At 47.0% G+C, this 23,897-nt stretch carries 19 protein-coding genes; 15 read left to right on the top strand and 4 right to left on the bottom strand.

The window, feature by feature from the left end; genetic code table 11:
- Positions 1 to 118: 118 nt before the first annotated feature.
- Both OLMES_RS24580 and OLMES_RS24575 read right to left on the bottom strand, forming a co-directional pair.
- Positions 119 to 430, bottom strand: coding sequence for a DUF3301 domain-containing protein (locus tag OLMES_RS24580; protein WP_087463681.1), 312 nt, complete (start codon positions 428 to 430; stop codon positions 119 to 121).
- Between the two features lie 4 nt (positions 431 to 434).
- Positions 435 to 986 (bottom strand): YaeQ family protein, encoded by a 552-nt coding sequence (locus tag OLMES_RS24575; RefSeq protein WP_087463680.1) that lies wholly within the window; start codon positions 984 to 986, stop codon positions 435 to 437.
- Positions 987 to 1,249: 263 nt separating this feature from the next.
- On the opposite strand from OLMES_RS24575, the gene OLMES_RS24570 reads away from it, so the two are divergent.
- The 4 genes from OLMES_RS24570 (at position 1,250) to OLMES_RS24555 (ending at position 6,988) form a co-directional block, all read left to right on the top strand.
- Complete coding sequence (locus OLMES_RS24570) at positions 1,250 to 1,864, top strand: YigZ family protein (protein WP_087463679.1); 615 nt, start codon at positions 1,250 to 1,252, stop codon at positions 1,862 to 1,864.
- Between the two features lie 50 nt (positions 1,865 to 1,914).
- Complete coding sequence (locus tag OLMES_RS24565) at positions 1,915 to 3,618, top strand: VRR-NUC domain-containing protein (protein ID WP_087463678.1); 1,704 nt, start codon at positions 1,915 to 1,917, stop codon at positions 3,616 to 3,618.
- Positions 3,615 to 6,005, top strand: coding sequence for an ATP-dependent DNA helicase (locus OLMES_RS24560; protein ID WP_087463677.1), 2,391 nt, complete (start codon positions 3,615 to 3,617; stop codon positions 6,003 to 6,005). The genes OLMES_RS24565 and OLMES_RS24560 overlap by 4 nt, the downstream gene beginning before the upstream one ends.
- A gap of 158 nt (positions 6,006 to 6,163) precedes the next feature.
- A complete protein-coding gene (locus OLMES_RS24555) occupies positions 6,164 to 6,988 on the top strand; it encodes a hypothetical protein (protein WP_087463676.1) in 825 nt (274 codons plus the stop codon).
- Positions 6,989 to 7,068: 80 nt separating this feature from the next.
- Here the strand turns inward: OLMES_RS24555 and OLMES_RS24550 are convergent, their stop codons facing one another.
- Both OLMES_RS24550 and OLMES_RS24545 read right to left on the bottom strand, forming a co-directional pair.
- On the bottom strand, positions 7,069 to 11,805 hold the full coding sequence (locus OLMES_RS24550; protein WP_198343116.1) for a DUF3320 domain-containing protein: 4,737 nt from the start codon (positions 11,803 to 11,805) through the stop codon (positions 7,069 to 7,071).
- A 335-nt stretch (positions 11,806 to 12,140) separates the two neighbouring features.
- On the bottom strand, positions 12,141 to 12,326 hold the full coding sequence (locus OLMES_RS24545) for a hypothetical protein (RefSeq protein WP_087463674.1): 186 nt from the start codon (positions 12,324 to 12,326) through the stop codon (positions 12,141 to 12,143).
- A 356-nt stretch (positions 12,327 to 12,682) separates the two neighbouring features.
- Here OLMES_RS24545 and OLMES_RS24540 point away from each other — a divergent pair, with 356 nt between their 5' ends.
- From OLMES_RS24540 to OLMES_RS24490, 11 genes are all read left to right on the top strand, one after another.
- Positions 12,683 to 13,084, top strand: coding sequence for a hypothetical protein (locus OLMES_RS24540; RefSeq protein WP_157678561.1), 402 nt, complete (start codon positions 12,683 to 12,685; stop codon positions 13,082 to 13,084).
- On the top strand, positions 13,053 to 14,300 hold the full coding sequence (locus OLMES_RS24535) for a hypothetical protein (protein WP_157678559.1): 1,248 nt from the start codon (positions 13,053 to 13,055) through the stop codon (positions 14,298 to 14,300). The genes OLMES_RS24540 and OLMES_RS24535 overlap by 32 nt, the downstream gene beginning before the upstream one ends.
- 687 nt (positions 14,301 to 14,987) lie before the next feature.
- A complete protein-coding gene (locus tag OLMES_RS24530) occupies positions 14,988 to 15,197 on the top strand; it encodes a cold-shock protein (protein WP_087463671.1) in 210 nt (69 codons plus the stop codon).
- Between the two features lie 351 nt (positions 15,198 to 15,548).
- Positions 15,549 to 15,968 (top strand): nuclear transport factor 2 family protein, encoded by a 420-nt coding sequence (locus OLMES_RS24525; RefSeq protein WP_087463670.1) that lies wholly within the window; start codon positions 15,549 to 15,551, stop codon positions 15,966 to 15,968.
- A 376-nt stretch (positions 15,969 to 16,344) separates the two neighbouring features.
- Positions 16,345 to 16,551 carry a ParD-like family protein gene (locus OLMES_RS24520; protein ID WP_087463669.1) on the top strand — a complete coding sequence of 69 codons (207 nt, stop codon included), beginning with the start codon at positions 16,345 to 16,347 and terminating at the stop codon, positions 16,549 to 16,551.
- Complete coding sequence (gene map / locus OLMES_RS24515; RefSeq protein WP_087463668.1) at positions 16,544 to 17,317, top strand: type I methionyl aminopeptidase; 774 nt, start codon at positions 16,544 to 16,546, stop codon at positions 17,315 to 17,317. Before OLMES_RS24520 ends, map begins: the two co-directional genes overlap by 8 nt.
- Before the next feature lie 154 nt (positions 17,318 to 17,471).
- Positions 17,472 to 18,407 (top strand): hypothetical protein, encoded by a 936-nt coding sequence (locus OLMES_RS24510; protein WP_232465200.1) that lies wholly within the window; start codon positions 17,472 to 17,474, stop codon positions 18,405 to 18,407.
- Positions 18,408 to 18,659: 252 nt separating this feature from the next.
- Positions 18,660 to 19,496 carry a hypothetical protein gene (locus OLMES_RS24505; protein WP_087463667.1) on the top strand — a complete coding sequence of 279 codons (837 nt, stop codon included), beginning with the start codon at positions 18,660 to 18,662 and terminating at the stop codon, positions 19,494 to 19,496.
- Between the two features lie 128 nt (positions 19,497 to 19,624).
- Positions 19,625 to 20,929 carry a deoxyribonuclease II family protein gene (locus OLMES_RS24500; protein WP_087463666.1) on the top strand — a complete coding sequence of 435 codons (1,305 nt, stop codon included), beginning with the start codon at positions 19,625 to 19,627 and terminating at the stop codon, positions 20,927 to 20,929.
- 21 nt (positions 20,930 to 20,950) lie between these two features.
- Positions 20,951 to 22,168 carry a hypothetical protein gene (locus tag OLMES_RS24495; protein WP_087463665.1) on the top strand — a complete coding sequence of 406 codons (1,218 nt, stop codon included), beginning with the start codon at positions 20,951 to 20,953 and terminating at the stop codon, positions 22,166 to 22,168.
- A 358-nt stretch (positions 22,169 to 22,526) separates the two neighbouring features.
- On the top strand, positions 22,527 to 23,864 hold the full coding sequence (locus OLMES_RS24490; protein WP_087463664.1) for a hypothetical protein: 1,338 nt from the start codon (positions 22,527 to 22,529) through the stop codon (positions 23,862 to 23,864).
- Positions 23,865 to 23,897 lie beyond the last annotated feature (33 nt).

The following is a 23,897-nucleotide window of genomic DNA, read 5'->3' as shown; positions in this document are numbered from 1 at the left end:
GGGTGATAACGGGCAAATCAGACATCGTAGGGTATCCTACACTGGAAGTTTGGTTGTTTTTTAAGCATAGAAGGGAATGGCTATTTTTTCGATCTGAGTCTGCTGGAATGCTTCAGTCTTAAATACGGTGTGCATCCATTTCAATATTGGTGATTTTGCGGCCCAGCATGACGACCTTTCCGCTGTAGCGGGATTCTCCGGTGGTCGCAAACTCAAAGGCAAAGCGCCGCCAGACATGTAAACGGCCGTCTGAATCTCTTTTTAGCCAAATGCCTCTGAGAAAGATAGTGTCATCCAGTAGTTTCACATCGACCCTCTGGCAATGCCGTTTTAAGTCGGCCAATGCCAGCTCTTTGAACTCTTTCGATTTCCACCAGTACCACGCAATAAATGTCAGTAGAAACACCCAAAAAAGATCAGCCAAAGTCATGCGGTTACTTCCATTTTTCCAGACGAATGTTGATCGGTTCTCCCGATTGCGTGTCACCAAAGGCTGTCAATTCAAACAGACCATCCTGAATACTCACGTGCAGTTCCATGCGGCGTTGACAGCGCTGCGCAGCTGACTGCAAATCTGCAGTTTCGATATAAGTCACTGAAAGGTTATCAAGCTTTGCCCATGACGATTGGTTTTGCTCTCGCCAATTTTGTGCGTTTTGATCGCCATAGGCAAATACGACAAGCTGTGTTGCTTTCGAGCTGCGCTGTTTGAGTCGTTTGAATTCCGGTAAACCCAATTCGATCCAGCGCTGTGGGTGGCCGGTATCATCTTTTTGCCAAAGTTCGGGTTCTTCACTGACGCACAGGCCCCGGGTAAATTCCAGTCGATCATGTGCGTAGTTGGCAAACGCAATGAGTCGAAGCATGAGTCGTGCTTCCGTTTCCGACGGGTGCCTCGCGACGGTCAGTTCGTACGTACCGAATTCATTGGTGTCAAAATTATTGACGGTGAGATGAGCTTTATAGAGCGTTGCGGAGAGTGCCATGTCGGTTCCAGGCCGTCGTGAATTGAGTTCAATCTTCAAACCTGATGCTTGGCAGCACAGGTGCCCCGATGTCTTTGTTAAATACAGATAGTTAAAATACAGGTCGTAATTAAATGGTAATCTTTGCAGGATTCAGTCAAGCTGTGTGTCCCGACCTGTTTCAATGGCGAGTAGTGTATATTACTCTCCCCTTGATTTATAGCGCTCAGTCCGGGCCGTTAATTGAACGATAGAATCATAGAAAAAGCAGAAAGAACCCCCTGATGTTAAGAGACTACAACGTACCTGCAGCACCCGTTGAAACCGAGATGGAAGTTAAAAAAAGCCGCTTCATTGCCCGAGTCTATCGTGCCGAGACCCGGGAACAGGCAATGGCGTGGCTGGACGTGGCGCGCAAGGATTATCCGGATGCCCGTCATCACTGTTGGGCCTATCTCCTGGGGGATCCCCATTCACCGCGCTCTGTGGCCATGTCGGACGATGGTGAACCGGGTGGTACCGCAGGCAAGCCCATTTTAAACGTGCTTCAGCACAAAGATGTCGGGGATATCATGTTAATTGTTATCCGGTATTTCGGGGGCATTAAACTCGGGGCCGGTGGCCTGGTGCGCGCCTATTCCGCTTCGGCACAACAGGGAATGGATGGGCTTGAAACGGAATTGTTCATCCGGAAGCAGGTCATATCGGTAACCTTGGACTTCCAGCATGAAAATGTAATCCGGCACTGGCTGAATCAGCATGATGCTGCAGTAATTGATAACACCTATGCCCAGCAAGTGACGTTGAAGTGTCAGCTGGCAGTTGTTGACCTGGATGAATTCAAAGCGTTCTGTGAGGGGATAGGGGGCGTCTGCTCCGGATTGGACGATTGTCCCTGAGCGTAAGCATCTGGCAATTCACTTAATTATCGGTAATACCTGGACAATGAATGGCGATTGAACTCGAGCCTGAGTACTATCTTGATAATTTCAGGCAGCTTACGGATTTTGTAACGGTCCGATACAGTGATTTACTCGATCTGGATGAGGCGCGTTTCCTGTCTGACTTTGCTGTGCTTTCCCGGGACGCGCAAAAACTCTACGTGCGTATGCTCACGCGCAAAGGGGACGTCTTTCGTCGCAGCAAGTTACAGTATGCCGAAATCACAGATATTGATGAAGCGGCTCGGGAATTAGCCCGAATGGACTTTATCGATACCAACCCTTCGTTATCTCTGGACACAATTTTGAAGCTGTTCAGCAAACCCGAAATTACAGCTGCGGTCGGTGATGAAAGCCTCAATCGGCTACGCCGCGATGAACTCGAACAATCCCTGTTGGCGGATGCTACGCGAATCCCAGAGTTGATTGCATGTGTGGCGTCTTTGGATGAACTCTTCCTGCTCTGTCGGGCACAGGTTTTTGATACATTGAAGCTCCTGTTTTTTGGCAACTTACGCCAGGACATGACCGAATTTGTGCTGAAAGACCTGGGGCTTTATACCTTTGCCGAGTACAGTCTGGACGACGAGTCCCGCTTTTTTCATCATCGTGATCAAGTCAATGCACATCTTCATTACTACGGGGTGCTTGATCAGTTTACGGATGACGATCTGCAAGATGCCTCACGATTAACGGAACTCATTGCCCAGCTCCCGGTTGCCCCGCAGGAAGATCGGGTATTACGGCGACGGGTTGAACGAGTCAAGTTGAAGTTTGCACGCCAACTCGAACGTCTCGGCGATCTGGATCTCGCATTGGCATGGTATCGTGAATGCCAAACGCCACCGTCGCGAGAACGGCAGTCCCGGATTTTAATCCAGCAAAGTGAGATCGAAGCCGGGTTGGCACTATGCGAGACGATACTGGAAACACCAAGAAACGAAGAAGAATTGGTGTTTGCCCAGAGTTTTGGCGCTCGCACAGCCCGCAAACATAAGCACCCCTGGCGTAAAATCAAGGCCTACAAGCCACCTGAGTATTCGCTGGTGTTGCCTAATCAGGGGCAGCGGGTTGAGATGGCAGTTCAAAACTATTTTAACGAGAGTGTGGCTACAGACTCTGCTGGAGATAACACTTGTTATTACGTTGAAAACACATTAATCAACAGTGTATTCGGGTTATCAATCTGGGAGATGATGTTCGCCAGTGTGCCGGGCGCTTTCTTCAACCCGTTTCAGATTATGCCCTCGGATTTTTATGAGCGCGACTTTGTTGAATGCCGTAAGCCGCTGTATGAGCAATGGCAAACTCGTGTCAGCAGTTCCGATGAACTATCTCGTTGTGTTCTCCAGAATTACGAGCGCTATTACGGTCAGTTAAATCCTCTGGTATTTTGGGGAAATATTGAGCCGGAACTGCTGAAAACTGCCTGTCATTTAATTCCGATCACCGATTGGCAGCATTTGTTTCAGCGTATTTTCACAGATATAAAACATAACCGTTCCGGCTTGCCGGATCTGATCTTGTTCCACCCGGACGGACTTAATCCCGAGTTTGATTCACCGCTTGTCACTGACCGCAGCTACCAATTAGTTGAGGTAAAAGGCCCGGGTGACAAATTGCAGAAAAACCAGCTGCGCTGGATGACCTACTTTGCGGAACATGACATTCCCCATAGTGTTCTGAACGTTACCTGGGACGAGTCCCCGTGACAGACCTGTATCGTGTCAGCGTGACGGAGCTGGTGCAATTTTCCTGCCGCAGTGGTGATCTACCGACCGGCTTGCAGGTGAGCAGCGGTCCCACTGCGAGCGAGGGGCAAAAGGCCCACCGTAAACTGCAAAAACGTCGCCCAAAAGGGGTTGAAACCGAGGTGGCGGTAACCCAGACGCTTGCTGGTTTACAAATCAGTGGTCGCATTGATGTGGTCTATCCTGGTCAACTGCCGCCGATTATTGAAGAAATTAAATCGACCCACGTCAGTGTCGACAAGCTCGATCATGGCCAACAACAGTTGCACTGGAGCCAGGCAAAAGTATATGGCTACTGTTATGCCATGCAGTATGATCTGGAGCAGGTTGCGATTCAGGTGGTCTGGTACAACACGCTGGAGGATACTGAACACTCGGCACAGCAGATCATGTCCCGTGCCGAACTTGCGACCTTTGCAGAGCAAGTTGTGCGCCGCTATCTGGACTGGATGCGACTGCTGGATGCACACCGGGAAAAAGCGCGTCACACAGCCCGGGAATTAAGGTTTCCCTATGGTGAGTTCAGGCCGGGGCAACGTCGTATGGCTGAGTCCGTCTATCGCGTCATCCGGGATGGTGGAAACTTGTTGGCAGAGGCCCCGACAGGGACAGGCAAAACGATGAGCGTGCTTTTTCCTGCGGTAAAGGCCATCGGGGCGAATAAAATTGACAAAATTCTGTATCTCACCGCAAAACGGACAACCCGAGAATTGGCGCAGATCGCCATTCAAAAAATGGTTGATCAGGGCTTAGTGCTGACCTATGTGATTTTGCAGGCCAAGAAAAACACCTGTTTTTGCCTGCGCGAGGATAAGAGCTCTGAGCCAGCACCATTTCAACTGGGTGACCCAGCCCCATCATTGGATGAATCCGCTTGTGCCTATTGCAAGGGCTTTTTTGATCGTTTGCCCGAAGCGCGGGAAGCCCTGTTAAAAGCAGGGCATCTAACGCAGGAGGTGATCGAACGTTATGCCCGAGACTTTCAATTGTGCCCGTTTGAACTTGCCTTGCAGATGTTGCACTGGGTCGATATCGCGGTGTGTGACTACAACTATGTCTATGATCCGCTGGTCAGGCTTGCGTATTTTGACGAGAGCCGGGAACGTATGGTGGCCTTGGTGGATGAGTCCCATAACCTTCCGGATCGCGCCCGCAGTATGTACTCCGGCGCATTGAGCAGCAGGTTACCTGCAGCCACGACCGGATTTTCCAGAAAAGATCTTCTGGGGCGTCGCGTTCAAGCATTGGCACGGGTGTTGAGACGATCCCGCTCTGACGAAGATGCGTCTGAGGTGGTTTTGGCCGAACCGGATAATACTGTCTATAACGCGTGCCAGCGGGTGACTGAAGTCATCTCAGAGTTCAGTGAAAAGGGAGGTCGGCTCACGCCAGAGGGGCTGGAGTGGCTGAAAACACTTTATCGTTATCTCAAAATCCACGAGTTGTTTGCCCCCAGTCATCGTACCATTTGGACCCGCCAGGATCGCCACACAGAGGTTGAGTTGTTTTGTTGTGATGCAACGCGCTGGCTGCAGGTGTTGAACGAAAAAATACATGCCAAGGTGTTTTTCTCGGCAACCTTGTCGCCACCAGCGTTTTACAGTCATCGTCTTGGCGCGATGTCTGATGGAGCGATGACAGATGACTGTCCCCCGCATTGGCCGAAATGGCTGGCACTGGACGCAACGTTTCCAGCGGAAAACCAGGGCGTGTTTGTGCTCCCGTTTATCGATTTGCGTTGGCATGCAAGAGCCCGGTTTGAATCCCGGATAGTGCAGCTTATTGATATTCTCCGGACTTCTAAGGCCGGGCACTATCTGGTTTTCTTCCCTTCCTATGGTTTTATGAATCAGATCCATGCACTTTGGCAGCAATACCGCCCCGATATCCCGGTTGTTGTGCAGACCACTGACTCCAAGGATACTGAGCGCGAAGCATTTCTGGCCCATTTCTCGGCAGGCCATCCTCCAACGCTCGGCTTTGCGATAATCGGTGGCGTATTTGCTGAAGGCGTTGACTTCGAGGGGGACAGACTTTCCGGCGCGATGATACTGGGGGTAGGGTTGCCGCAATTCAACCTGCGGCAATCGCTGCTCAAGGCTGAATTTGAGCAGCAGGGATTACCAGGCTTCGATTACGCTTATCGGTATCCCGCCATGACTCGCGTGCTGCAAACAGCAGGCCGGGTAATACGTTCCGAAACGGATAGAGGCGTAGTGGTGTTGGTCGACAGTCGTTTCAATCACGCAGAGTATCGAACACGCTTCCCGAATCATTGGCAGCCAGAACTATGCGCCCAAGAGTCGGCATTTGCTAACGCGTTGGCTGCATTCTGGAGAGGTTCATAGAAGACATGTCGGCTGGAATGCTCCCTTTCCCATTGGCTAAAAGCTGATACACTCATATTTGAGGGTAAGTCCAGCCCGATAGCACTTGAAAACGTGAGAGAACAGAATTCTGGCATACCTGAACGTTATTCACGAAGCCTATAAAGTAACAAACTGTCATGCTCAAAACGAAATTGAATACGCTAACGAGTGCCGTGTTGCTTTTTCCATTATTGGTTTCAAATGCTTATACGAATGAAATCAGGTTGCACATTCCAACGTTGTCAGAGGATCCTCAACATCATGTATTCTTCCATAATCTTTTAGAGCAGGCCATTATTGAGGCCGGATATACGCCAAAACTTATCATTGCAGATGACTTGCCTCAAAGGAGAATAGTGAAATACTTGGAGGTGGGTAGACTATCCATTTTTTGGCTGATCGAGTCTGAAGAAAGAAATAAAAAGTTTATTCCAATTGATGTTGGCATCACCAATGGCTTGATCGGCAAACGAATATTATTGATCAAAAAAGGGGATCAATACTTATACAATGATGTGAAGAATCTGGAAGATTTCAGAAACCTGAATTTAGTCGGTGGATTCGGCGAAAAGTGGTTCGAAGCGAAAATATGGAAGAAGAATAATCTCTTAGTTCATGAGCACTCGGGAAGATGGGAATTAATCTTTAAAATGCTTGGAAAAGGTCGGCAGTACGATTATTTTGCATTGGGCATCAACGCTGTATTGGATTCAGCAAAACAACATCCAGAACTCGACGTGGAACAAAAACTCGCCTTAATCTACGACAGAGATTTTCGTTTTTACCTTAGCAAGACGGGCGTCAACGCAGGGGCAAAATATAAAGAAGAACTTCACCAAATTCTGACAAAAGCAAAAAAAAGCGGCTTAATCGAAAGGCAAGTTGAAAAATATTGGGGAGATGATTTTAGAAAATTAAATTACAGTGAAAGAGTCAAAATTCATTTAAAAACGCCTCAATAAACCTCGATTATTTCTGATCCACTTCCTTGTGTCTATTAGAGTTCTCGGTAATTGGTACGCCCATTCTTTCAATTTGCCTTTTAGCCACCCGAATTCTCTGTAACGCCTAGTTGCAACCGTCCGTTCACTTCCCGGAGTTCTTCCAAATAGAGCAAGCCTTGAATAATGCTATGTAGTTGTTGCTTTGCTTTCGCCGTTACGCGTTGAAATCCAATTAACGCTAACGCAGCAGCAATACAATCATCAGACTCAATACTTACCGCATCTCGAACTGTGACAAAAATGGCGTTTTCAAGTTCCTTTTCACTGACATACTCGATTTTTCTCATGGCACTATCAAGCGCACTCCAGTCTCGCAAGCGGATGGGCTTTTCGGAGTTTGCGTAGATAAAATCATCAATCAATCGAATTTTGTTGCTATGTACTAATTGGATCACCCACTCTTTGATACTATTTTTTAATTTTGCTCCTATACGGGAAAAACCAACCGCACTGCTGATTCGGCTTGATAATAATGATAGACAGATTGGGGACTCAATGTGGACCAGTTTTAAAATTGCGTTTTGAACGTCAACATCCGACAACTCATCAATATCGGAAACGAAAGCAAGTTCAAGCTCCTCTGGGCACACGTACTGATATTTCGGTACCGCAACTTGCCGGATTTCCGGTTCATCAGCGTTGCGGGTGATAGTAAGTGGTGCGGCAACATCCATTGTTGGGGAGGAGTCTGTGGGCAAGCCTTCACTATCGACGGCATTTCTGGCATCTTGAATAGACTGCTTAAGCCGCTCGATTTCGCCAGCGGCATTTCTAAACCAGTCAGTACTCCAAATACGATGAAATCGCCAGCCTAAGCCTTCAAGTACAGACTGCCTTATCCGGTCCCGATCCCGGGCAGAGGCGGAACTGTGGTAGCTGGCACCGTCACATTCTACTGCAAGAATAAAGCGACCGGGTTTATTTGGATCCCGCACTGCGAGGTCAATGTAAAAGCCACTGCTACCTACCTGTGGCTCTGCATCGTAGCCTAACTGTTCGATCGCGTTGTGTACTTCCACTTCAAAAGGCGAATCATGCTCTTTGCCTGTTACCCGAGAAGTTTCCAATTGTCCCGTAGCCGCGTAGTTCAAAAATACCTGTAATGCTTTCACGCCAAAGGGGGTGTCCGCTGTCACGCGAATATCATCCGCACTAAAGTTGCAATACACTTGCATGGCCATTCTTGCTCTGGAGATCAGCACGTTGAGGCGTCGTTCACCGTCGGTTTTATTCACCGGGCCGAAATTCTGTGTCATTTGTCCGGATTGCATTTTACCGTAGCCTATACTGACAAATATGACATCCCGTTCATCCCCCTGTACATTTTCCAGGTTTTTGACAAAAAACTCATCGCCCCCCTCGTGGTGTGAAAAGAAGTTCTCCGTCTCCGCATTGACACGACGCAGGCGTTCAAGGGCAAATAAAATCGCGTCACGTTGAGAGGTGCTGAATGCGACTACCCCCAAAGATAAGTGGGGTCGATGCTTGGCATGGAGTAGAACCGCTTTAGCAATATGTTCGGCTTCAAGTGGATTGCTTCGAGTGGAGCCACGACCATACACCGTATCCGTTAAGATATTCAATGACAGCCCAGTCGCCTCAGGGTGAGAGCCGGGGCTTGGGAAAATCATCAGCTTATCATTATAAAACTGGTTATTGGATACCGCGATCAAAGAATGGTGACGGCTACGATAGTGCCAGCGTAACATGGCCTCTGGCACGCCTTTGGAAAGCATTAAACCCAGTATGCTCTCTACATCAGCTGTGGTGCTTTCGTCAGCTTCTTCATCACTAAACTCCACTGCTCTACCGAAAAAATTAGTCGGCGGCATCTGTTTACTGTCTCCGACCACTATCACTTGTTTCCCGCGTGCAATCGCCCCAAGGGCATCGGGTGCCGGGATTTGACTGGCTTCATCAAATATCACCAAATCAAACTCCACTTTTCCCGGAGGTAAATATGTCGCTACGGACATCGGGCTCATCATGAAAACTGGCTTGGCTTGCTGAATAACCGCGGTGGCTTCGCTTAACAGGCGGCGAATGGGAATATGGCGCCGTTTCTTGGTAAATTCTCTACGCAACAAATCCATTTCCCCTGGGGCGTTATAGTTGGGCAATTTGGTGTGCAAATGACTTACCAATGCTTCTTTCGCGAAGTCGAACAGCGCCCCATCAAGGTGGCGAAATTCCTGAATTAAACGCTCGTGATGCACCCTGTCAAATTGCTGAATGCACGGGTTTGCGTTATAGGCATCGTTAACCAAACCAGCGTAGTAAGAAGCCTTTAAAGTCGGCAACAGACACTCAGTTGGCAGGTGCCATTCTGCGGCAAGCGGGATTATTTCTGACAACCCAACAGCCCGCAATATTTCTTGAATTTGGTTATAGCGCGACGCTTCATAGAGTTTTTCAACATTCTGCCAGCCTGCCAGTAGCTCTGACAAGTCTTGCAGATCGATATTTTTATGCTCAAGAGTGCCTGCTGTGGCTTGAACCTGAACAAGCTCATAAAGCTCGGTTAATTGTGCGCTCAATGCCTCAATTGCGTCGTTTAGTATCGCAAGCTGTGCTTTCCAGCCCGAGAGGGTGGGTGCCTTTGAGAGAAATTTGATGATGCCCGCATCAACTTTAGCGTCAGCGATATCATCATATAAAGAAAGCACCCATTCTGATAGTTCACCCAGAGCTTTCCAGTCCGAGTCCTTGCCATGCCACTGGTCAGCGAATAAAGATTGACCAAGAGTCTGTAACTCTTGGTACGCTTGATAACTCGTCTGGTATCGCAGTAAATCATCCACCCACTCCAGCCACTGTATTGGTTTACCGGTCAGTCCACGAGTAACGTATGCCTGTAGAGCTGATTTGGCCTTCCAATAGCGAGGAGAGAAAATACGCCACCACTTATCAACGCGACCAACCAAACCCTGTTTGATTTCCACCATTACCGCAGTAAACGCTTGTGTGATGAAACGATCTTTGTATTCGGTAAAGATTCTAGTCATTGACTGGCCGTCGGTGATGAGCTGTCGTACGCTATTCCTGTGCTGTTGCCAGGCATCCGCGGCCAGATTAACGCCGGCTAATTTGGGCGCTTGCAGTGCTCTAAGTGATGTTTGATATAAATTGTCTACATCATGCAAGGTCTTGCTTTTGTCTAATCCAATCTCCTGGCTTAGTTGTTGTGCAAGTCTGGTAATGTCTTCGAGGGTTTGCTTGCAATCCGCTACGCTCCGCTCGATTCTCTGTTGTTCTATCGGTGAAAGGGCGGTACGTGTACTTACAAAGTACGGATTCTCAGACGGAATACCGTAACTGTCAATATGCTCCTTAACGGCAATAAGCCCCCGTTCAGCTTCCGCCAACTGGATAGAATCCCAATCCCTTAACATATCAAAAGATAGCTGTGGATAACGACGATAATCCTCTTCTTGCTGCAAATCCAGATAATGCCCAAGCGCTCCGATATAGTCTAAGCCCGACTGCAAAATGGGCTTTGTAATCGTATTGACGTATTGATCAAGCTGCCCCCGGACCATCGTTAAACGTTCATAATGTTGTTGGCGGTCTGGCACTTGAGGTTTACCCTGCTCAAATGTCCGTTTCAGGGAATCCAGTACCGTTTTTTTCGTACTTTTATGACTGTGTAGTTCGAGTACAGCATCGCCTAAATGCGATTCATCCAGACGTTTTTTCACAACCTTCAGAGCGGCCATTTTTTGCGCGACAAAGAGTACTTTTTTGTCTTTGGCAAGGGCCTCCGCAATCACATTAGTAATCGTTTGCGACTTACCGGTACCTGGTGGACCTTGAATTACAAGATTACTGCCTTCCATAACGGCAAGTATGGCTTTTGTTTGACTGGAATCCGCATCTTTGACGAGATGCAGTTTCTCCGGTTCTCGAACGTTCTCATGATTGGGCAGTCCTTCCAGTTGTTCAGTGTCTTTTACAAAACCGGTCTCAAACAGTGCCTTGAGCAATGGCTGGTCAAGCAAGGACTTACCCTGGGGCCAATTGCCCTCATCCAAATCTGCGTACATCTGGAATTTACCAAACGAAAACAATCCCAAGGCAATTTGATTGTCGAGCACTTGCCAGCGTTCTTGTGCTTCGATTGCGGAGCGTACAGATTGCATGTAATGTTCAACGTCCAATTCATCTCCAAACGTCGGTAAATCAACCCGAAATTCGCCTTTTAGTTTCGCAGCGAGTGCTAGGTTCGAGCCAAAATCCGCTTGAGTAAATTGAATAGAGAAGGCTGCTTTGGCTGAAGTCCGTTGTAATTCAACGGGTAGCAATATCAATGGAGCATAATACGGTATATCACTGTTTTTGTCCTCAAACCATTTTAGGAAACCCAACGCTAGATAAAGCACCTCTATGCCTTGTTCTTGCAACAGTGTATGAGCTTCGTTTTCAATTTTTATCAAGGAAATTTCCAGCTTCTCAGGAGTCAACTTGGTCTGCAAGTGCGAATCTTTATGTCGATTAACGCCTACGTTGTCTTCTAAATACGTTTCCAGCGGAGGTAGACTATCGTCGGTATCTGATTCTGATTGGCTCTCCGTATACAGCTCCCGGTAGGCTTCCGGTAGTGGCAGAAAATACATCGACTTGTTTTCGTTGATGAGAATATCAAATGTTTGACTGGCAATTTCGTCAACAATATCCACGCTCTTGGCATTGCTGCGGTAATTTAATAAGGGGTTGGTGCCCAATCCCATATCCAAGAGTTCCCGACGGGCAAATTCTATTTGTTGTTTAATGCTCATGGGATATCCTTCTCCTGATTTTGTGCTCTCGATGAAGTATTGCTCCATGGAGGTGGTGTTTCTAGATATTAGCGATGTAGAACGAGGAAGATCATTCGCGGGTGAATGTTATTTTATTTCCATTAAGTTTAGTCAAAAATACCCATTGGTGCATCTCGTAATTAATTGCCATATTCTACTCTTGCCAATTGCCACGATATAGTCATTTTTGGGTGATTGAGTTGAGTTTCCCTTTCGTGCATCAATGATGTTCACTTGACTAAATCGGCTATGGGAGCTTATTGCAACAGAGAGCCGTACAAATCGATACGGTACTGGAACAAACCGGTTATTTCCTATCGGAATCCTCTGCGCCATAAAATATCTTTACCGACATACACCGGAAAACCTCCTCGGCCACGATTTTTGACCCTCTCCCGTGCTTCGGTCATCGCTTTCTTTAACTCTTCGATTGCACTCAAGGTCAAACCTTCCAATCCGTCTCCTTGCTGTCCCTGAGAAATATCAAATTGCGAAGCCATTCACGGTTTTAATTAACGGGTTTAGTAGTCTTGTGTTTCGGAAGCTCAGCAATCAGTATGACTTGCCAATATAAAGGATTAAGCCACCATTACAGGTTTATAGGGAAAATAAACAGCCGTGAACTCACACTCCAGAGACCCAAATCGCATCAGCAAAGCTATTTCAGCAGTAAATCAATTTTTTAATAGCAGGATCGTGGACTTCGACACCCTATAAAATTGAAGCTATTGATTGGATAGCGCTAGCGAGCCTCAAGAACACCACCAGTCCCAGATACGACGCATTAGATGACGCAGCAGCTGGCATCACATTGCCTAGCGAAATTTCGAAGTGGCTGAAAACTACTGATTGGACTGTGAATCAAGATAATGCGAGCACTGTATTTACGAACTCATTAAACGATCTAAAACTCGCTTCTAGAGAAAATACAGCGGGCCGAGCGATTTTCTTTTTTGTCAAAGCGAAATCGATAGGTTCAGTTGGCAAAGGGCCATGGTGGGGCCCAGACCATTGGATAATGTTAACTTCTTCTATTCAGGTACGTGCGTCAGCAAAATCGACGTGGACCAACATCGAAGCAAGTGCTTTGGCAAATACTGACATTGGTACCTATCAAATTCAATTCTGGATATATACTTGGGGCTTCTACTCTCAAATTGGGCCAAATAACCACCGTTCGACCACAATCAAAGTATCCACGGTAAACGACTTTCTGGATTATTTTTATGGCTTTATTTCTGCTACGCCCCCTAAGTAAAGCGCTATTTGTCATTCTATTTACCACTTTGGTGAGCTCCTGTGGCACTCCGAATAGGGAACTTAACAAATATCATTCTGCTCACGCACTTGAACAGGTGAAGCTTATTCACACTTCGACAATCCACTCACCCTATAAAAGTGGGTATATTTTTTCGAAGAGTTATGACGTAAAAGGTTCAGAGGCACTTATACAAGTTATCGAAACGTTACCGAAGCACGCTTCGAATACAGAATGCCTCCCGGCTTGTGAAAAACGAGTAATGGAACGACGAGAACTCTCTAATTTTAACTTAATGGGACGTTTTGATTTACCAGAGCATGCAGGCTACCTGCTCTCCGCCAAATTGACAGGTGGGACTAATACGCTTGTCTTTGATAATCAAATACATGTTATTGATAACCTGACTCAGGCTACAAAAATATTCGACTATGCAGAACAAGCTAAACACTGTTTGCAGCTCGCCAAGCCTGAAATTGCGATATCCAACAATGGCCAATATGTGATGGTAAATGGATGTATTTGGAATCGTGACACTAATAACTGGAACTATTCATTAAATAGCCCAATAAATAAAAAGTATTCCGTTGATTGGGCGTTTACCAGCAATGTATCAGTTGGAACGGATTATTTTTCTACAACACCATTCGATCAAGATTTTGTGATCATCGCTTCCTTTGCTCACCCAGAAGAAGCTCAATTTATTGAAATACCGAGCCTATCGGTTGAATTATCTCCGGATGATAAGCGGTTATTGGTCAAAGCCGAAAATCACAACATATTGATTGATACCAAAACAGGTAAAGAGATTAATCGTTGGCCTGGGTCAAAAGAAAAACAAGAAGCGATTAGCTGGGAGAACAATCGCATCGTAGAACTTACGAGCCGGGGCAAACAACGCAAGTGGGGAATATACCAAATTGAACCATTCCAATTTATCGCGGGTGGACAGGTGGCTGCCTCATCCCCCCCACTAATTTCGAACAGTGAAAAGCTCACATTATTGCTGGATAAAACATCCGGGAGTGTTGAAATCATTGATTTAGAAACCGGACAACATCTTGGGCAGCAGACCATATCTAGCATCACTCAGGCACATGCATGGTTGGGTCAATCTGCACTACCCATGGTTGATACTCCATTAACACTGTTGTTCAGTCCTTCCCCTCACTCATCTATTGAAGTTTATGGGATAGAGCGAAGTACTCGAATGTGAATCGCGCACTGCAAGGACAGGTATCAATCAAATGCCGCATCAAATTTTAAACTCAAATCCGTAAAATTCGGTACTTTGCAAATGCGATATCGGAGATTCATCCAATCTGATGGTTAAAAGTAGAGAACTTCGACTATCCGTGAGGTAATTGTCAAATTGAAGACGAAAGCCATTCTTCGCCGTCGTTGAAAGAGAATCCGAAATGGATTTAGAAAGATTGGCGTGCTTAGGCAGCGACGGATATAAGTCTTTGCTTTGAATACTGCCGCTCGTAGATTGATTCAAATTGCATTGATCGGGTTATCCAGTCTTGACTGCCTAAACCCAAACGACAAAGAATGGTCGGAAGGTGCTCTGGTATATTGCCCCGATTCGAGGAATGCAAGTTCGCTGCTTCATTCGGATTCAATTTGATCACGATATAAGTTTTGGCTAAATCCCTTTTTGCTGTTGGGCGATAGGCGTGTCTGTCCGCGATGCCGTCTCGATGCCTGAGAAATAGTTTGACTTTACTTCGTTTGGCCTATACGATGGTGGCAGCTTGAAAGTAAGTATGTTTTTATTACCTCCATTTCGTTGTAATCTTTGTAGTTCTTCGTCCTGTAGATTCTAAATTTCAATTTATATTTCCCGCTTATTCGTGCCTCGCGAAGGCATTCTTATACTTTTATATACAGGATATTTATTATGTCTAATACAACTACTGGTACCGTAAAATGGTTCAACGAATCTAAAGGTTTTGGTTTTATTGAGCAGAAGAGTGGCCCAGACGTATTTGCTCATTTCAGTGCAATTGTCAGTTCAGGTTTTAAAACATTAGCTGAAGGTCAATTGGTTGAGTTCACTGTAACCCAAGGCCAAAAAGGCCCTCAGGCTGAGAATATTGTAGCTATCTAATAGCTCACGAGTTCTTACAAAAAGGTGAGCTGTCATGGCTTGCCTTTTTTTGTGCCTAAAAATCAGTATTCTGTGAATATTATGGTTTTTCAGTTTCATCCGTTCTGATGGTTAAACGTAGAGAATTTCGTGTTTTTTCCTGGACAGGCATTTTCTTCGGCTCCTCCTCTATTCACAGTGACAGGCATTACTTGTATGTCGAATCAAAATTTGATTTGTTCTGGGATAATGTTGTAAGCGCAGCAACGAGCTATCAGGCAGCTTGAGGAGTAAATAGATCTACACCCTTTGTGTTGTTTGTGTTTTGTGTTGTGATATGCCATCGCTTTGTTGGCAATTGGAGAATCTAAAATGACTCAAATTGATTTAGCTGTAAAATATTACCAAGCGCTTTATTCTGGTGAACACGATATTGTTCGAAGCATCGCCTTTCCGGATATGGTATTTGAAGATCCTTCAGCACCCCATGAGTTCGGCATTCCTCCTCAGATAGATGAATTAGAAACATTTCTCAGTTTTATGGAGGCTAACCTCCTTGGAGAAGTAGAGATCCATTTTACGGATAATTATGTTTCAAATGATCGAGTGGTTCTTATTGTTTCAAGTAAGGGTATAGTTCCAGCCAGTCGTGTTGATATGGGAGAAGAAGGTACGGTTAAATATGCTTCGCGCGGTGTATCGGTTCTCCATATAGTTGATGGAAAAGTGAAACGTCACACAGATTATTTTAATTATCCAGCACTAGCTGGTAGCTTTAAGCGATTAGATTGAGTCAGATGACAGATAATGCATTGATGCTCTTGTTACGGGCACTATTGATAGGCTTGCATCACTAAAAATACGATAATGCAAACTAAACCATTTTGATGGTTAAAAGTAGAGAATTTCGAGCTTACAGTTCACGGATCTATTTCAGGAATATCCGTGTTCAACGTTTATTTCAAAATCTTTACGCACCCACCGGTATCGTGCTTGATGTTGTTGCCTGCCGTGGCGTGATCCTGTCTTTCCTTGTGCCCTGCATTTAAGCCTTAAATGTGTTGCCCTTCACTTTGTTGTCTACATGATCTGTGTTTTTGGTGGAAAAGATTGTCAGTTTGTTATTGGGAGTATATGATCCATATACGAAGTGTATATTGGTGGTGCTATGGGAATTGTTAAAATTAATGACGAACTTCATGAGGAAGTTCGTAAGGCTAGTTCAGTTATGGTGCGCTCTATTAATGCTCAGGCTGAGTTTTGGATAAAGGTTGGCATGCTCGCTGAGGCGAATCCCAGCATGACGTTTACAGACATCATGCGCGAACAGATGAAACTGGCCGAAGTTGATTTAAGGAAGGCCGTTGGTGAGTAGCGTAAAACTGAAAAGTGCTGAAGAGCTAAAGATCATGCGCGAGTCCGGTCGGCTTTTGGCTTCGGTTTTTGAATACCTGGACGGCTTGATCGAGATTGGCGTCTCAACAATGGACATAAATGACCTGACGGAGCGGTATATTATCGATCAGTTGCGTGCGCGTCCTGCGAGTAAAGGCCAGTATGGGTATCAGTATGTTCTGAATAGCTCCGTGAACCATGTCGTATGTCACGGGATTCCATCAACTAGTCAAAAGCTGAAATCCGGAGATATCGTAAACATTGATATCACATTGGAGCAGGGCGGATTCATCGCTGATTCCAGCAAGATGTATATGATTGGTGAGGTGCCTCCGGTCGCCAGGCGTTTGGTCGGTAAAACCTACGAGGCAATGTGGGAAGGAATACGAAGTGTAAAACCGGGGTCTACGCTTGGTGATGTTGGTCACGCCATTCAAAGGCACGCGCAGAAAAATGGCTATTCTGTCGTTCGCGAGTATTGTGGACACGGAATTGGACGACAAATGCATGAGGAGCCGCAGGTACTGCATTATGGCCAACTTGGTAAGGGTCTAGTGCTGCAGGAAGGAATGGTGTTTACAATCGAACCCATGATTAATCAAGGTAAGTCCAAGGTTAAATTGAAGAAAGATGGGTGGACGGTTGTCACGAGTGATAAAAAATTATCTGCACAATGGGAGCATACCGTGGCCGTTACCGCGGATGGTTATGAGGTGCTGACGCTAAGAAACGAGGAGCTTATTTAACAATTGCTGCAGACAAGCTAAATGTCTGGCATGAGTCCCGCCATCTTTAAAATTGATCACTATTTGACCTATACTAAAATCAGGTTTTCCCGAATGACATCGTTGCTGAGGTGGTTTCGGCACCCGGCGACTTATCTTTTGAGGAGAGTGGCTGATGGTATTGTCGATTTTGACCATGTCCCGCTTGCATTGCCTTATTCTGGGTGGCTTGCTGTTTTTGGTCAGCGCTGTTTCAAGCGCTTCCCGGACTCATCAGATCGCGTTGGTGGATCAATTCTATCCCGGCGATCAGTACTTCAAGTCTGATACCGAACGCCAGCATCACACGGTGTTGCACAGTTTTATTGATATTGATGCAGACCAGCAGCGAGAGCCGCTGTACCACGGCGATATTGTGAGTCGCTTGGTATCCCATCCCGACATTGAAATCCGACGCTTTCCGATTCAACAAGGTCAACTGCCCATTGCAGAAATTCTGCGTAATCTGGTGGAAATTCGAAAGTATGTGTTTTGGCAGGAGCCTATCGAAGCGGTGCTCTTGCCCTGGGAGTCTTCGACGTTGATCAGCGCTTTTTCTGATTCCTTGAATCCGGAGCAGGTCGACCAATATGTTGCAACGCTGTCAACCTGGGGACGCACCGATCCGGTCTGGAAATTGACGTTCCAAATTATATCCGTGTTGGAGGATATCGTGGACTACGGGGTACCCGTCTATACCATCGCAGGAAATGGCGGATCACGTATGGTGAACACCTATTCGTTTGCTCGCGGGGTCACTACCGTTGGCGCGACTGAGCAGGAGTTGCGCCATTTTGTTGCGGACAATGTTTTCGTCGATGACTATGCGAATGCAGCCTATTGGTTACGCCGGGTGGATAATGCGCTGGGGGAACCGGTGGGGTATGACATAAATGATGATCATTGTCCGGATATTCAGGTGGCGGAGCTGACCGGGTATCAGCCCGGTTCAGCACGGCAACAGTTGCCCAAAACCTACTGGAAGGTGTTGAGAGGTTCTTCCTTTGCCGCGAGCGCTGCCGTCAGGCGGGATATGGTAGGCTCGGTTCCCCCTGAAGTTTGCCAGTACTAACGATCGGGCAGGCTGGTTTGTAAACCGCATCCGGGACGTATTCACGGGTTCCCATCAAGTGATCAAACCAGGGTTTTAACAGTTAACGAAATACTTGACTAAATCTACTTGTATACAGTGGCTTGTACAGTGTTTTTTCTCATGGATGAAGGTGATGATTATGGCTGAACTTCTATCGATAGGCGCTGCCGCTTTTCTGCTGGGTGTGGCCGTTTCCACCCATCGTCGTAAAAATCAACGAGCCATCGCCTAGTGGATACGCCAACGAAAACACTCACCTTTGAAACCCGGCTTGATTTGATTTATGAGCAGGATGCGGCATTGTGCCACTATGCCGAGCTGTGGAATCAAGTGAAGTTTCGTTGGTTTGCTAACTTACAAAAGCCTAAAGCCCAGCAATTGAATCGTACCCAGTTTATGCATGAAATGGGGATGCCGTTCAGCTATCGGGTGTTTCAAGGCGTCCGGCAAAGCATTAAAGGTTTAATCCAGTCTTACCAAACCAATCGAAACAACCGGCTGGTGACGCTGGACGTTAAAATCAAACAGCTGGAGAAAACGCTCAACAAGCTAGAGAAGCGCTGTGATCATGTTGCAGAGAAAGGCTGCCCGCAACAGGCAAAACAACTTCGTGACAGGCTACGACAGAAAGAAGTGAAACTGCGTCGTTGGCAGCAAAAGCAGGCCGCCTTGGTGGCTGAAAAACAGGAAAACAAAACACCGATTTGTTTTGGTGGTCGAAAGCTACTGAAAGAGCGTCAAGCGTTAGCAACGGGTTCGGCCATTGAAGGCTGGAAACAACGCTGGCACGAAGCGCGACACCGTGAATTTCTATTGGTGGGTTCTCATGATGAATCCTGGGGCTGGCAAAATGCCCAGCTATCGCCCAGTAAACAGGAAGATGCTTACCAGCTAAAACTCTTGGTGCCCCATCAATTACGCGCCACGTTCGGCACGACTATTAACATTGATCGCCTGCAATTCAAGCATGGTAAGGCGGCATTAGTGGCAGATCACAGACTTCAGTTCTATAAAAAGCAAACTCGAAAAACTACCAAGCCAGCAATCAACCGGTATCGAAAAATTTAATAGGGGACTCATATTACTCTCATTCCCAAATAAACCCCATCCCAAACACACATCCCTCTGGCAAATTCCACAAACCTCAACTTCACTGAATAAACAGCATAGAAAATAACAGGGATTAAGGAGGACGTGTGTTAGCGGCGAAGAATGATGTTGATGGCGCGGATGTGGACTGGTGGTTTATGTATAAACTGCCGGAAGGTGTTGGCCGTCAAGCTAAGACGACAGGTAATGAGTATCTTTATTATGACGGCGTTGAGTGCAAGAAGCTGACGTTGTCACCCCATCGATTGGGTACGGCGGCGCAGGGGGCGTTGTTTCATACCATGAACCAGCTTTTTGATTCCGCCTCCGGGTCATCCGACAGTATCGGGTGGATTCATTACAATGATGAGTATCCCTATTCCCTGGACCATGGCGATTGGGCACCTAAGGTTCCTCCCAAATATTACAGCGAAAAAGCGCGAGAGAAAGACCGCGGACATCCGGTTGATTGTGCTCATAACGGGCACTGTAAAGGCACGTTGATGTTTGATCTGGAGTCGGACACGGCGGTTTGGCTGGCGCATTCTACGCCCCGGATTCCGGATTTGCATGAAGACCCGGCAACCCGTTTTTTCTATCCGGATTATGCTTATAAATATGCGCAAACGTTTATCTGCATTACCCTGAAAGATGTGGCCACGGCAAATCAAATTGCCGCCGTGCTGGCGCGACAGCACGAACCCCAGGTGTTTGGGTGCAAGTTACCAGAGCGCGTGACCCAGGATTCCCAGTGGTCGGATCTTTGGACGCTGGCCCAGGGGCATGAACCACCCGCTTATTCCCAGGCTTATGTTAAAGAACATGGCAAGCGGCCCCCTACAGATATGAGTTTTCAATCGTCCGCAGGGAAAGATTTTCGCCTGATCGCCAAGAGCGGTGCCTGGATGGATGATTTCTGGATTAATCTTGTTGGGCCGACGCTGCAAACAGACTTGCGAGTAGAGACCTGGCGTCGCTTGACCGCCACAGCAGGGTTGCCGGTAGATACCGTAAATGGACAGGCCGAATTTGGCGACAAGGATTTTGAGACCGACCATAACAACCATGAATATCATCATGAGTTTGAAGATGGTGACCAGAAGCATCTAGAAGATGAGATTACCACCGTTGACCTGTCTGTCCTCACCGACGCACAGGGTCAACCTTTAACAGGCATTAGCTGGTCGTATACCCACGATCACGCCAAGTGGTCGATTTCGGAATCCGACGCCGAGCACGGGGTGCATACACTGGATACTGAACCGGGCACGGCGCAGAGTTGGATTTGTGTCGCGGATATTAACCGCATGACTTCCCAGGAAAAACGCGGAGGTGGTGCGATCTGCTTCCATGAACCGGCCCTGTGGCAAGACCTGAATGAAATCGAAAAAATTGATGGCCAGATAACCTGATTGAAACGGAGATTGATCTCGATGAACAGTAAAATAATACTTGGCGATGTACAGGCCATTTCCGAACTGTATTCTTATCCCAATATTCCGGGCTCGACAGAGTCGCTGTCTGATACAGTGCTGCACTGGTTTAAACAGACTTTGGATCGTGACGGTGTCAGTGAACACGTGCAAGCAACGGTCACCCTTGAAAATGATCAGGTTGCGCTTGAGTTGATTGGCAACGATGCTGATGCGGATATCACCCAGGTTATTGCACTTTATAGCGAACGGCTACCGGCATTACTCCAGATCGGCCAGAATGCACTGAATAATGTGATTCCACAGCTCCACAAAGTCGATAAGTGGGACCCGGAGAATACCGGACAATGGCGCTTTTTTCTGCCGCTTGGGCAAGCTATGGCGCGCCAGAAGTCAGTTCAGTTCTTTCACTACCCGCCTATCCGGTTGCTGGACCCGATGCGCGATTATCTCAATGATCCGGTACCCGTACGTTGGGAAGAGCTGTTGCAGATAAACGGAGTTGAAAGCGAGCAGAGCAGTTGGCGTTACGAAACGGTTGTCGATGCCACACCGATTGCCGCACCGGATGATCAGGGTTCTAAGAAGGTCGACAAAACCAAGTACAAATACGGATTGATTCCGATTGAATACTTTTCGGAGTATCAGATCGAGTTGACCCGTCTGATGTTGAACCCGGCACCCGGTAACTTGGATTTCACTGTACCGGTCGTGATTTATGGCGCACATCCCCGATCCGAGTTTGAGCACCTGTTTCTGGAAGGGACGGGGCAGAAGTTGGGCATTAACAAAACTGCTTTAGCGAAAATAGTGCCCAACCGTAAAACTGCGGTGCTGGCCACCAATCACCCTTATCGTTTCTATGCGCAGGCGCAGATTGATGATAAACACCCTGAAACGGGCTATGTCGGTTCGGGCCAGATTGCCCCTGGCCATATGCGTTCTGCAGTAAACCTGATGAAAGATGATCTGGCTGCAGCCCGGTGGCAAGTCAGGATGGCAGCGGATCCGAGCCTGGATCCACAGGAGACCATGACTGAGTGTATCGAGTACTGGCAGCAGGATGCACAATTGAAAACAGTGTGCCAGCTTACCCTCCATCAGGGGTCGCTCTATTATCCTGACCCGAATGCATTGCAATTCTGCTTCAAGGTATCCATGGAAGAAGCCCAGAAGATATGTGAGGAAACCAGTTTAGAGGTTTTACTGGACCGGTAATATCGTCGTGGAGGTCAACCTTGTCTGGCCTCCTGTTTTACCTGCCGTTTGTTGCGTCTTCTTTGCTTGTTAACGTTTCTCAATTCGTTAAAGTTCGCTTTATTTGTGTTCGATAGGCTGTTGAATACATTGCGTAATCGACAAACTCAGCTATAACTTTAGAGCAAGGGAAAGTTGTTCGGCATGCACCAGATTGGGACAATCTTTCTATGTTTAACGGTGCCGAACCAATACTGATAATAAAAACACCCGCCTGATACGTTTCTAATTTATGGTTTTTCGTACGGCTTCTTGGTCGATAGAAGGCGGATATGCCAAATACTACCTTTCAGTTCCACAGTCATGAGGCTCAGAGGATATGGTTCCTACTCATTCCATCGGCAAACTCAATCTCGAAGGATTGATGAGTCGGGCAGAAATATTGTTTACGGCTGCTTACGTTTTTAAAGGTCAAATCGATACTGATCTGCTGCAAAGTTGCTTTAGTACTATTTCCGAAACCATTGCAAAGCTCAACCACCAGATACAATTTAAAGCTCAGAATGATTTCTCATGGCATCCATTTGAGGATTACGGGCAGTGTTTTCACGTTATTGATACACCCCATATTGAGGATGAGTTGAAAAAGCTCTCCGCACGGGGCTTCGACGTGCGATCCGGGAGCAACAACTTTCCCATGAATCTGGTTGTTTTGCGCTCAAGCGATCCGGGCGCGCCGGATCAATTCGCCATCGCTCAGATGTGTTCCCATGAGTTTCTGGATGCGCGCAGTGCAGAAACCCTGTTTCATTTGATCGTGGATTTGTACAACGCCAGGAAAGAAGGGAACACGGCTGCAGAAGCTGAAGTGCTTGAGGCTGCGCATCGTTTGCATACTCTCGATGCAACCGAAATGTGCTCTCTGCTCCGCAGTGAAGATTATGATCTGGACGCCAATGCGCAAGACCTGGAGTCGTATGCGGTTGCGGATATTGGTGATTACGGGGTTCGTATTGATACCTTGCCGGAATTGCTGCCACGTTTCGCCGAGCGCACGCGCCATCCGGTCAGTTGTGTTGTCGATGCTCGACCCATGATCGAAAAATGTCGTGAAAAGTATCCCGATGTTACCAAAAATGCGGTGATCACGGCGGTGCTCCACAAGGCCCTGTATAACCTGAATGTGACCCATAAAAACAAGCAGGGTGAACATATTATCAGTGGCAAAACAGTGTCGGATTTACTCAGTCCGGAAATGCGCAAGGATTACATTGGTAACTACATTGCTTTTGTGCCCTTGACCACCCGTGGGGAACCAGACATCGAGGATATCGCCAAGGCCGTTCACGAACGCATCGTTGAATTCAAGGCGAAACAAATCAATTTAACCTGTTTCGAACTGGTGGAAGCCGCGGCCAATGAAAACATCATGGGTACAGCAGATGAGGAGTTATCCTACGTCATCACCAACTGGAACAACTACCGGTTTCTGGCCGATAAAAATCTGATTCATGGTTGCGAATCCATTGCCCATCTCAGTGCCGTCAATGTTGATCCCAAGGACGCTGGCGGGGCCGCGCTAATCAATCGCGCCATTGTGGTAATTAACTTGTCTTTCAATGATCAGCTTTGCTTCTCGATGTTTCCATCTTTACGTAACGATGATGAAAACAGGTTGTTGGTTGCCGAAGTTGAACGGCTTTTTGTGAATGCCTAGCACAACTCGCAAATTGGATCGGCAGCCGTGAGC

The sequence above is a fragment of the Oleiphilus messinensis genome (genome assembly GCF_002162375.1).
Taxonomy (GTDB): Bacteria; Pseudomonadota; Gammaproteobacteria; order Pseudomonadales; family Oleiphilaceae; genus Oleiphilus; species Oleiphilus messinensis.
This window is presented reverse-complemented; position numbering and strand designations above follow the sequence as displayed.